We start from the raw sequence: 11,849 nt of genomic DNA on the forward strand, positions 1-11,849 counted from the left end.
CCTGCACAACCGCCCAAATATTTTTTAAAACTGCTAGCATCCCTTAAATCAAAACCTACCTGTTCGGCATAAAGATCAACCGCTACGCGTCCCATGCAAATGACATCGATCAACCTATTTTGATCCAAACAAAGCCTCTGATATTTTTCCATAATTTCCTCAACTCAATACAACTGGCAAGTGTGTCTTCAACGATTGTTCCGCTGCTTTGGCAATGCGCAACGCTTGCAAGCCATCAAATCCCGACACAGGACTTGGTTGATCATTATTCCAAGCATTATAAAAAGCATTTAACTCCGCTAAATAGGCTTGATGATAACGTTCAAGGAAAAAATATTGAGGTTTTGCTCCTTCAGTTGTGTTCCTCGAGTATCGAGTAACAGTATGCTCTAACAGATTTTCTGCCAACAACATCCCTCCTGAACCAAATACTTCAACTCTTTGATCATAACCGTAGATTGCTTGACGACTATTATCAATAATACCAAATGCTCCATTTGCAAAACGAAGCTGAATAATGGCTGTATCCACATCATTAAACTGCTCGAAATCGGGATTGATCAAGACAGCTCCGGTGGCGTACACCTCGACAACCTCTGATTGCATTAGGAAACGAGCCATATCAAAATCGTGAATAGACATATCCATAAAAATTCCACCTGAGGTAGCACAATACTCTTTTGATGGGCATGCTGGATCGCGAGACGTGATGCGAAGGATATGTGGAATACCTATTTCGCCGATCTGAACCCTTTTCTGGATATTGGCAAAACTTGGATCAAACCGACGGTTAAATCCAAGTTGCAATAACGTATTATTGCTCGCTACAGTATTTAATGCTGATTCTATTTCCCCCTCATTCAAACCTATTGGCTTTTCACAAAATATTGCTTTGCCATTAGCACTTGCCATAGCAATTTGTTCAAGATGCAAATGAGAAGGAGAAGCTATCAAAACTGCATCTAATTCCGAATGACGAAGCACTTCTTCTATTTGGTTAGATATAAAAGATACACCTAATTTTTCTGCCCATTGCTTATCTAAATAAGGATCAGCTATAGCTCGTAATTCGAATTGTGGTAAATGAAACATAATATTTTCGGCATGCAGTTTACCAATCCTTCCCACGCCAACTATTCCTATTCGACATATATTTTTTTTCATAATTTAATCCATAATAATTTTAGTCTTGTAACTCAATGTTTTTATTAAATCCTTAGATACAGGTTGACCTATGTCTCTTATTTTTACTCCAGCATTTAAGTTTTCTTCTATTTTTTCCAAAGATACTGATGTAGTTTCCGGAATAAAATAATAGACAAACCAACATGCTAATAAGCAAAAGGAAGCAAATAAAGCAAAAGTAAATGCCTGACCCGTGGCTTGATACAGCGTAAGAAAGGAAAGGGAAACAACAAAATTCGCCCCCCACTGTGCTACCGTAGCAATACTCATTGCCAAACCACGAACAGTCAGAGGGTATATTTCAGATATTAAAACCCAGAATAAAGAACCTAGGCTGATACAATATCCCATCACATACAGGGATAATGATCCAAGCAGCCAGAGTTTATTAACCGCCAACGTACTATAAAATAATAGGCTCACAAAATACAAACTCAGAGCTGCTATTAGAGTACCGCTGATTAGTAGAAATCTTCGACCTAATTTATCAATATAAAAAATAGTAGCCACAGTAAACAAGAAATTAATCATACCCATACAAAAGGTAGCTAATATTGCATTCTTGACTGGGAAAAATCCTGCGGATTCAAAAATGACTGGCCCGTAGTACATTAAAGCATTAATTCCAGAAAATTGCTGAAAGACCCCTAAACCAATACCAACCAATAAAACAAAAACCACTGGTTTTTTAAATAGCAAACCATAATTGCTAGATGGTTTCGTCAAATTTTCCTGGATTTCGGTCAATTCTTGATGAATATCATAGTGCGAAGGTCTAATGCGTCTTAGGTTTTTTAAAGCAGCATCTGTCCCATATTTCATCATTAACCACCGGGGAGAATGGGGAACAAAAAACATCCCGCAAAACAAAACGAGGGCAGGCAAACTTCCAATTGCAAATAAATATCGCCAGCTCGTTAATGAGTAGTCGTGAAGTAGATAACCGATTAAATAAGCAACAGCTTGGCCAAAGGTAATGGTCAATCCATTTATCAATACCAAAGCTCCTCTTTGAGCCGGTGGTGCAATTTCAGCAATAAACAAAGGAGCAATATAAGATGCAATTCCTATGCAAACGCCTATAATAAATCGTCCTAATAATAAGGCAGTTAATCCATGAGTTAGCGCACACAGTGCTGTCCCGCTAATAAAACCCAAAGCGACTATTTTTAATAATGAGCGTCTGCTCACCTTATCTGCAATAAGACCACTAATAGGAATTCCCAACACGCATCCTAGCAAACTGCTGCTAACAACTTGTGCCCATTGCCAATCAGTCAGCTCTAACTGAGTAATCACCTGATCCTTGATATCAGCAATAACACTCGAATCAAACCCGAACAGAAATCCACCAAAACCAGCAATTACTGCAACCAGGAATACAAATGAATTCATTCCCTTGTTCATAACTATCCGTCCCTGCTTAAAATACAATCGCGATGATGTTATCACTGTCAGCAGAGAAGAAGAATATCCAACTGAAAATTATTATTTGCCCAAACTATGAATAGGGCAATTTACCCCAACTTCTGCAAAAGCACTAATGACATCTTGCTTATTGTATTGTCTATCAATTGCTGCCTGAATAACCCCGCAAGCAGCAGCATCAAAAGAAGTACCTGATGTCCAATACTTTATATTGGCGTCAATCATTACTTGAAATGCTTTTCTCACAGACCAATCGGGCTTATTGGCTAAAAGATAAAAAGCTTTATTAAAAATCCCACTTGATAGATGAACATCCAACTCTTCATAATAAGATTCGGCATGATCGATTGACCGGCCATCTTTGACTGGATCATCCATATAACGAATCGGTTCTCCACTGACGGTAATTTCACGACCTATCGACCAGTCCTTACCATCCAATACCATGGGAAATCTTTGCGTAAAAAATCCTGCATCGCTATGGATGCCATATCTGAAAAGGCTTCATTGATTCCTCCCGACTGTCCATTATAAATCAGGTTGGAGTGCAATCGGGTAAAATTATGTGACAGTTCATGAGACAACGTGCTTTGAGCAGGCGCAGTTAATCGAGTATCTCCATCCCCTATTACGATTTGTTGGTGCATTACGTACAATCCTTTAATTTTGATGGAGGGCACAGCAAACGCATTATCAAAACTCTTAATATGGGTATAAGCACGTAAGGGCAAGTCGTCACCTAAGGGTTTTTCTATCCCATAATATTCTTTATACATATCGAGTGTTACCTCAGCAAAATACATAGTGTCATTTACTGAAGAAAAACTATAGTTTGCAGGCGAGGTATCCCCATCGTTAATATTCACATACTGAGTATCTTTGCTGCAAGGATAGGAAAAAGTGGGTATCCTCTTAAAGATCTCTACCATGCTTAAGACAGGGAAAGACCGTTTGTCCAAATCAGTATAGGCAGCATTGATTACCCTCACCTCAGGGCTTTCTACAAAACACTGTCCCTTGTTGACCATTACATCAAACTTGCCAAGCGAAGGAACATCTTTTACTAGATCACCGTGTTGAAACAAGCCTGAGCGATAGGGAAGAATGAATACATTGCCACCTAAGCCTTGTCCAATTTTCTTGTGGGTTAAATCATCCCAACTTTTCAATGTCTGCCCAGAATTAGCATCGATAATATAATTGGGAGCGGATACAAAACGGACAGGATTATTAATATACATTGATACATGATAAGCAAGATGAGCTTTATTTTGTGGATCCAGATAAATGATTTTATCTATATTTTTATAAATAATTGGGTCTTTTATTTCGTTTAGGATCTTATTTTCAATATCATTGGCACTATATTTTCCATTGATCTGATGAACATCTTTTTCAATTTCAGAGACATCAACTCCAGTAAAAAAATTTTCTGATCTATTGCTCTTATGGAGAATCAACTCATGTCCCCATACAGGAATATCTTTATAATAAATTCGATAACGAACATCGTTAACATTAAGATTATTGCCCACATCAACAAGTTTTAATTGATAATCTAATTGCGCCATTTGACCGGAAGAAGACATTAATCCTTTTCTATTATTTACAATAGTGGAATAATATTTTGTTAAATTATCCTCTCTTGTCCCCCAAACCAGGCTTTCTGAAGCAGCTTGCAGGCCTAGACTTACCAGAGAAACAGCCAAAAATGAAACTATCCTTGCTTTCATATTGCTTTCCTGTTGTTCACAATCGTGAGTTTAAATTTACTATTATAAAAATTGGTTTATTTTTATTCTATGTTGAGATCTTCCTTATATATTCATACACTGCTTCAGCCATCGCATTGGCTGCATGAGAATTTTCCCTGAACCAAAGTTCGGGTTCTATCATTTCCAACTCCCCCAAACACAATTTATTATTGTTATCCTGCATAACATCAACACGTGCATAGACTGGCAACTCATTGCATTGAGTTATGACATTCTCAACAAATTCCCTTTCTTCCTGAGAGGCTTCATAAGGATGTACCGTCCCACCAAAATCATCTTGCACTCGGAAATCGCCTGGTTTTGCTTTTTTTAAGATAGAGTGACTGTATTTACCCCCAAACATCATAAAAGAGACTTCCCCTTTTACAATATTTTCTTGAAACTCCTGCAATAGCATTGATCCACTATTGATTAACTCTTGGAACACATCCTGATAATGATCAACTGAATTCTGATCAAATAAATAAGTATGACGAGCACCTCCAGCGATTGCCGGTTTAAGTATCGCTTTTTTCCATTTATTTTGCTCCATCACCTGCCTTAAACTTCTTAATTCTCCTTGGCTCAAAAATAAGGTAGGCGGAATATTAATTCCTTTTTGTTGTAAATCACTTAAATAATGTTTGTCAATATTCCACTGGATAACAGAAAGGGGATTGATAAAATTAATTATTTTTGAGCATCTTTTTAGCCATAAACAAAACTCATCGAATCTATGGAAATAATCCCAAGTAGCTCGAAATAATGCAAAGCGCGCCTCCGACCAATTATATTGCTGATTATCCCAATGGGTTCGAGTGATTTTAAGTCCTTTTTGCTCCAATGCCTTAATTAGCAATTGATCTTCAAGCAATACATTTTGAATATAGGGAGTAGTATCTTGAGGAGCAAAAAAGTCCCTTTGAGTAAGTAAAACAACATCATATTTGATTGCTGACATGATCAAAGTAATTTATCATAAAGTAATACCAGAATACTTATCTTCTTAGACTAAATCCATACCTTCCTGATAAATCAACCTGGTCATTCAATTAAATAAGCAATTATTGCATTTTGAAAACACTTTGTTTAACCTCTCTCATAAAACCAACATATGATATCAATGTGCCAATCCTAAAATTTTAATTAAGGACATAATGAATGCTTAAAAATGCTATTGTTAGATCACCTTCGGTCACAATGGTCAATGGCTTGACGACATCAGCTGACCCAAGAAAACCAAACCATGAATTGGCATTGGCCCAACATCAGGATTATATTAATGCTTTATCTCAATGCGGGCTGGAAGTCACTGTACTCCCACCTCTCGAACAATTCCCTGATTCCTGTTTTGTAGAGGATGTTTCCTTATTAACAGAAGAGTTTGCAGTATTAACACGACCAGGCGCTGAATCCAGATTAGGAGAAGTGGAAGAAATTGAACAAACCATTGAGCTTTTTTTTGATAAAAAAATTTTTAGAATAAAATCACCCGGTACCCTCGAAGCTGGAGATGTTCTTAGAGTAGATAATCATTTCTTTATTGGCCTCTCTGCAAGAACTAACAAAGAAGGAGCTGAACAACTAATTTTTTTTCTTAATCAATATGGTTATACTGCATCAGTCATTCAATTAAAGAAATTTCTTCACCTTAAGACAGGAGTAAGTTATCTCGACAATGACTATATTTTAGTTAGTGATGAATTAATTAATCATCATGCTTTCAGCCACATGAAACAGATCGTAGTAAGTCAGGAAGAATCTTATGCAGCTAATTGCATTATGGTCAATGGAACGGTTTTACTGGCCAAAGGCTATCCTAAAATTGCGTACGAATTGACACAATTAGGTTTTGCAGTCATTGAGTTGGATACTAGTGAATTTAAAAAGATAGACGGCGGTTTAAGCTGCATGTCTTTGAGATTTTAATGAAAAGACAATTATCTGTTTTTAGTCTTACCCTAATCACTGTTTGCTCGGTTGACAGCATCAGAAACCTGCCAGCAGCAGCATTGGCAGGCAGCCAATTGTACCATTACTTTGTTCTGGCTTTAGTCTTTTTTCTTCTTCCTTGCGCTATTGTATCGTCTTGGTTTTCTAATCAATCCGAACAAGGCGTTTACGGTTGGGTAAAAAAGGGATTAGGGAATCATTGGGCATTCATGGCTATTTGGTTTCAATGCATCCAGAACATTCTAATCTATCCTACTTTATTGAGTTTTATTGCAGGAACGCTGCTCTATAGTATTTCTCCAGATTTGGTGCAAAATAAAAGTTTGCTTTTCCTAATCATTATTGTATTGATTTGGAGTTTAACCTGGATCAATTTAAAGGGTGTCCAACTCTCAAGCCGCTTTAACTCCTATTGTTCTATCACCGGATTAATCATCCCCTTTATCATCATTCTGTGTATGGGGTTGTATTGGTGGCTTAGCCAGATAAAACCCAATATGACTATTCTCCCGCAAGCAGAATCCTATTCTTGGACTTCATTAACGGCAATAATTTTGTCATTCTGTGGTATTGAATTGGCTGCAGTGCATGCTCGAGACAGTAGGAAAGGAGCATTCCCTAAAGCAGTTGCTGTCTCTGTTGTTTTAATATTTTCGACCATGTTATTTGGCTCAATTATATTAGCCATGATTATTCCACCACAACAATTAAATTTTATCAGTAGCATTCCTCAGCTGATTCAGTTATTTTTCAATAAAATGAAATGCGGACATTTTGCATTTATCATCAATGGATTAATTGCGATAGGTTGTATTGGCGCAGCAAACAATTGGCTTATTGCCCCTATAAAAGGATTGGGGTTTGCAGCTGGGGAAGGTTTTTTAAGTAAGAATTTTAATCAGGTTAATGAAAATAATGTCCCATTTAAGCTATTGGTCGCGCAAGCAATATGCGTATCAATTATCAGTACATTATTTTTAATTGTTCCATCGATTAATGCCTCATACTGGATCATGCTCAATGCAGCCACTCAAATTAATTTGCTAATGTACCTCTTGCTTTTTATTAGCGCACTCAAAATAGTGACCTCAAAACCCATCATGGATAAGTTGGGTATCACTATTTCGTCCTCTTTCGGTCTGGTAGGCAGTAGTGTTACCCTCATTGTCAGTTTAACACCCCCTCCCTCACTTGTAATCGACTCTAAAGTAACTTATGCAATAGTTGGTGGATTGTTCTTAATAGTAATGGCTTTAATACCAATTTGGGCAAAGTCAAAGCTACTTGTCCAATAATAATCTATATTTCTCATGAAAGTATTTAATGTACCTAAGGGTTTACCCCAATTCCTGGTGTGCTCAGCTATAATCAAAATATCAACCCATTGCTGTCATTTTGCAGAGTTAACATGAAACAGGAATACTGTGCTCATCGGAGAAAATGATGAAATTGACACGGAATATGCTCACTAAAGCTGTCGAAGCCAAAATCATTACAGAAGAACAAGCCAACAATTTAATTGAATTTGTAAAAACACTACCTGAACAAGCTCCAGGATTTAACTTAACTAATGTTTTATATTACTTTGGCGGACTCATAGCGATTGGTGCAATGACTTTATTTATGAATCTCGGATGGGAACTATTTGGGGGATGGGGTATTTTCTATTTGTCAGTTTGTTATGCCATACTCGGACTTAGTCTTAGCAGTCAATTCAACAAAAAGGGATATGTTATCCCTGCCGGCATTTGCGCCACTTTTGTGATTTGTATTACTCCGCTGGCCATTTATGGCTTCCAAAAAGGAATAGGCTGGTGGCCTGACGACACGGTTTTTTATCATGATTACCATATTTATATTAAATGGCATTGGATTTTTATGGAACTCGGTACACTGATTGTAGGTGTAATCCTTGCCTGGCTATATCGCTACCCTTTTATGATTATGCCCATTGCAGTCACCCTGTGGTATATGTCTATGGATATAGCAGCCATGATTAGTGGTGGTGAATTTAATTTTGAACTTAGGGCTATGGTTTCTATGTATTTTGGTTTGCTGACTATACTCATTGCTTTCTGGGTAGATATTCGCTCAAACCCCTCCACCGACTATGCTTTCTGGCTATATATATTTGGTGTTTTGGCCTTCTGGTTTGGACTTAGTTGCCAATCTTCGGACAGTGAATTATCCAAATTTATTTATATGTGCATTAACTTGTTCATGATCCTGGTAGGAGTTATTTTAGGTAGAAAAGTGTTTGTAATCTTTGGTGCACTAGGATGCAGCTACTACCTAGGCTATTTGGCATTCCAGGTATTTAAATGGAGTTTGTTATTCCCCGTTGCTTTAACGGCTATAGGCTTTGGGATCATTTACTTAGGGATTATTTGGCAGAAAAATGAAGCTAGATTGACTAAAAAACTTCGCTCCCAACTCCCCAAACCGTTACAAGATCTACTAGAAAACAGAGATAGTTTGGATTGAAAAATAATTAATCGAAATATCAATAGCCCCTATTTACTTTTAGATACCTCGAGTAGAAGATAGACAAGTTAATTATTATTTTCTTTCAAAAGGACTTGGGGAGTAATTATGTTAACCTTATCACTCGCAAAATGCATCAATGCAACAAAAAATGGAAGCTTTTCCATCAAAGACCTAGGGTTATCCGATACCCTATCTTATGAGGATGTAGTTTTTTTAGCGGAATATTTAAAAGCTACTCCGCTGACCGATCTTGATTTGTCAATGACAATGACTGAGGAAAACTCAAAAGCCCTGTGGAATTTAAGTCAAGTCATTTCACAAAACTCTCAATTGGAAAAACTAACCTTTGAAATCACATTAGATTTTAATTTTTATTCTAAACATGTTCTATCAGTTGGTTTATTTGACTTTATAGATGAACGCCGATTAAAAAAAATAGCAGCGCGTGTTAATGAGGCATTACTTGATATATTAAATAACAAGCCTGCATTAAAAAAATTAACTGTAGACTTGCTTCCTCTTGATACCTCACTCACAAATAAACAAATTCGTAGATTAACTCAAGCGATTAATCAACCTCCTCTTACTTATTTAAATTTAGCTTTTTCAGTCGCCAAAAGTGCCCAAATACCTCTTTTTAATTCAAAGAAACCCATTACATCTCTTGAATTTCTAACACTTCGTGGTTTTGCTTCAGGAAGAAATGTATTGCAGTATTTGCCGAAAGCTTCCGCTTTAAAAACGTTAGCCATTCATGACATGCAATTCGATAAAACTGATTTTCTACTATTGGATAAGATTATAAAATCCAATCCCACACTGGATACCCTAATTATTAATAAAACTAACATTGGGCAGATTAATTCACCTCAAGTTCTCAGCTGGCTCAAGTCATGCTCCCATCTAAGCAATCTTAGTTTAGCTGAAAATAATTTGAGTCTACTGAATGTTGATTTTTTATGTGATTTTTTAGCCAGTAATCCTGAGAATCTAAAAGAGCTGAATCTCTCCAAAAATGCCTATATGGCAGCTGATGTCATAAAAATTGCTAAAGCGTTAACATCTAATACGCATATTGAAAAATTAGTGCTCGATGAGAATTATATTGAAAATGAAGGATTACAAGCTATTCTAAATCTAGTTAAAACCAATAAGAATATAAGGTCTATCTCAATTTCCAATACTTGTCGATACACACCCTCTAATGAAATAATTCAAACCCTATGTAATTTATTGATTGACCCAGAGTGTCAGCTACAAGAATTACAATTTAATCAGGATATAACCTTAGCCCAGTATATCATGTTGCAATATGTACTCAATTTCAATAAGAGTATAGAATCCATTGATCTAAGGTTTAGGTATCCCAATATTAGGCAAATGACTCTTAATGATTCAAATGATGCCAGTACTCAGGGATTATCTGACAATAATTCAGATTCTATGGTCAGGACAAATCCGAAGGAAAAAGGGGAAAAGCCTGGTACAATCAAAAATTCTCAATTGTTTTTTATCCCCCGAAGCAATCAATGCAAAGAAGATAAAGAGCAACTTGCTATATTCTCAAGTCCAGGTGTTGGCTACACTCAATGATATTTGAACATAAACAAAGCCCTAATCGCATAATATGAGAAAATTCCCATATTATGCTTAACTAACTACCCTATTTTGCTTCTTATATGTTCGGAGAAAAATTAATATCCTTAGATTCGTATAAAAATATTACGCTTATATAAAATTAAAACTACTAGAAAATTAAGAAAAAGAAAACAAATAGAATACAATAAGGCAGCGTTGTGATTACTAAATCCTCCAAAAAGATAATTCTTCATAAAAATGATACTACTAACTACATCACCATTACTTAACGTCACCCTGAAGGCATATTGCAATTTAATAAGAATCACATGAAATACAAAAGCAAATAAAGCATTCATACCAAATACTTTAAAAAACCATGACCATTTTTTAATCTGCAATCGATCTATCATCAAAAAGCAAAAAGCAAAAACAAGCAAAGCCATGCCACTAGTCCAAAGGACAAAAGAACTAGTCCATAAATTTTTATTGATAGGAAAACTATCGCCCCATAACCAACCCAGTAAAAGAAACAAGAAGCCAGCCCCGCTCATGAGATAGAATTTCTTGGTCTTACTACCTGTGCTTAAGAGCAAATTTCCTGTTAAAACCCCTGATAAGGTGGTAGCAATTGACGGAAAGGTACCCAAAAACCCCTCGGGATCATAGGTTTTTTCATACAAACGAGAGGATGAAAAAAACAACTGGTCAAAGTATGAGACCCAGCTTCCTACTTTAGTTAATTGATTGGCTCCATATCCTGGAACAGGTACTAAAGTCATAAGAACCCAATATCCCAACAAAAGAGCGACAAAAATGAAAGATTGTGTCTTAATCGAAGTGTTCAGATAAATTAAGGTACAAACGAAATAACAGACCGCAATACGCTGCAGAATCCCGTATATTCTTATACTACTGAAATCAAGTGGATAGGGAAAAACATTCAAAAATAACCCTAAAAGAAATAAAATGATGGTTCTCTCAATAACTGCAGCGTATAAAGAAGAGACAGACTTTTCTTCTATTTGTTTTCTTAAGCTGATCACACTGGTTAATCCCACAATAAATAAAAAAAATGGGAAAACCAGATCAGCCAAAGAACAACCATTCCATTCAGCGTGTTCAAGAATAGGGTAGGGATCGAGAGCGGCTTGTCCGTTAACTAATATCATCAGTACGATGGTTATTCCGCGAAATACATCAAGGGATAAAATGCGTTTTGATTGCAAAGGAAAAGTATTCATAAGTAACGATTTTTAAATCAGTTTCTACCCAAGAAACTTGGGTCCTATAAAGAGCACTCACTATCTTAAGATATTGCTATACAGATTGTAATATCAAACTAAAATTAAATTTTTTCTATATGAAGCTTCCTCATCATTTGAATAGGAAATTAAACTTTAAATCAAATTATCCCTGTAATGTACTGGAAATAAAAAGATTTGTTTGTTAATGTACAACTTT

General features: G+C 36.2%; 8 protein-coding genes and 1 pseudogene. 4 read left to right on the forward strand and 5 right to left on the reverse strand.

The window, feature by feature from the left end; genetic code table 11:
• Nucleotides 1-159: 159 nt before the first annotated feature.
• The 4 genes and pseudogenes from iolG to OK13_RS04975 all read right to left on the reverse strand — a co-directional run bounded on the left by iolG (nucleotide 160) and on the right by OK13_RS04975 (nucleotide 5,328).
• A complete protein-coding gene (gene iolG / locus OK13_RS04960; protein WP_035888345.1) occupies nucleotides 160-1,164 on the reverse strand; it encodes an inositol 2-dehydrogenase in 1,005 nt (334 codons plus the stop codon).
• A gap of 3 nt (nucleotides 1,165-1,167) precedes the next feature.
• Nucleotides 1,168-2,592: a sugar porter family MFS transporter gene (locus tag OK13_RS04965; protein WP_035888350.1), complete on the reverse strand. Its 1,425-nt coding sequence runs from the start codon at nucleotides 2,590-2,592 to the stop codon at nucleotides 1,168-1,170.
• Nucleotides 2,593-2,673: 81 nt separating this feature from the next.
• Nucleotides 2,674-4,346 (reverse strand): annotated as a pseudogene (locus OK13_RS15785) (M4 family metallopeptidase).
• A 67-nt stretch (nucleotides 4,347-4,413) separates the two neighbouring features.
• Nucleotides 4,414-5,328, reverse strand: a complete 915-nt coding sequence (locus OK13_RS04975) for an ATP-grasp domain-containing protein (RefSeq protein WP_035888352.1) — start codon at nucleotides 5,326-5,328, stop codon at nucleotides 4,414-4,416.
• Nucleotides 5,329-5,528: 200 nt separating this feature from the next.
• Between OK13_RS04975 and OK13_RS04980 the strand changes: the two genes are divergently transcribed.
• The 4 genes from OK13_RS04980 to OK13_RS04995 all read left to right on the forward strand — a co-directional run bounded on the left by OK13_RS04980 (nucleotide 5,529) and on the right by OK13_RS04995 (nucleotide 10,400).
• Entirely contained in the window at nucleotides 5,529-6,296 is a 768-nt protein-coding gene (locus tag OK13_RS04980) for a dimethylarginine dimethylaminohydrolase family protein (protein ID WP_035888355.1), read from the forward strand.
• Entirely contained in the window at nucleotides 6,296-7,615 is a 1,320-nt protein-coding gene (locus tag OK13_RS04985) for an APC family permease (RefSeq protein WP_035888358.1), read from the forward strand. The genes OK13_RS04980 and OK13_RS04985 overlap by 1 nt, the downstream gene beginning before the upstream one ends.
• 148 nt (nucleotides 7,616-7,763) lie before the next feature.
• Nucleotides 7,764-8,804: a hypothetical protein gene (locus tag OK13_RS04990; protein WP_035888362.1), complete on the forward strand. Its 1,041-nt coding sequence runs from the start codon at nucleotides 7,764-7,766 to the stop codon at nucleotides 8,802-8,804.
• A gap of 108 nt (nucleotides 8,805-8,912) precedes the next feature.
• Entirely contained in the window at nucleotides 8,913-10,400 is a 1,488-nt protein-coding gene (locus OK13_RS04995) for a leucine-rich repeat domain-containing protein (RefSeq protein WP_035888366.1), read from the forward strand.
• Nucleotides 10,401-10,510: 110 nt separating this feature from the next.
• On the opposite strand, the gene OK13_RS05000 is transcribed toward OK13_RS04995, so the two are convergent.
• On the reverse strand, nucleotides 10,511-11,629 hold the full coding sequence (locus tag OK13_RS05000) for an acyltransferase family protein (RefSeq protein ID WP_035888369.1): 1,119 nt from the start codon (nucleotides 11,627-11,629) through the stop codon (nucleotides 10,511-10,513).
• Between the last annotated feature and the right edge of the window lie 220 nt (nucleotides 11,630-11,849).

The sequence above is a fragment of the Legionella norrlandica genome, assembly GCF_000770585.1.
Lineage (GTDB): Bacteria > Pseudomonadota > Gammaproteobacteria > Legionellales > Legionellaceae > Legionella > Legionella norrlandica.

Excerpts from the sequence above, each read along its gene's own strand:
- OK13_RS04980 (WP_035888355.1), top strand. The coding sequence starts at position 5,529 with ATGCTTAAAAATGCTATTGTTAGATCACCTTCGGTCACAATGGTCAAT.
- OK13_RS04995 (WP_035888366.1), top strand. The coding sequence starts at position 8,913 with ATGTTAACCTTATCACTCGCAAAATGCATCAATGCAACAAAAAATGGA.
- OK13_RS04975 (WP_035888352.1), bottom strand. The coding sequence starts at position 5,328 with ATGTCAGCAATCAAATATGATGTTGTTTTACTTACTCAAAGGGACTTT.
- OK13_RS04985 (WP_035888358.1), top strand. The coding sequence starts at position 6,296 with ATGAAAAGACAATTATCTGTTTTTAGTCTTACCCTAATCACTGTTTGC.
- iolG (WP_035888345.1), bottom strand. The coding sequence starts at position 1,164 with ATGAAAAAAAATATATGTCGAATAGGAATAGTTGGCGTGGGAAGGATT.
- OK13_RS04990 (WP_035888362.1), top strand. The coding sequence starts at position 7,764 with ATGAAATTGACACGGAATATGCTCACTAAAGCTGTCGAAGCCAAAATC.
- OK13_RS04965 (WP_035888350.1), bottom strand. The coding sequence starts at position 2,592 with ATGAACAAGGGAATGAATTCATTTGTATTCCTGGTTGCAGTAATTGCT.
- OK13_RS05000 (WP_035888369.1), bottom strand. The coding sequence starts at position 11,629 with ATGAATACTTTTCCTTTGCAATCAAAACGCATTTTATCCCTTGATGTA.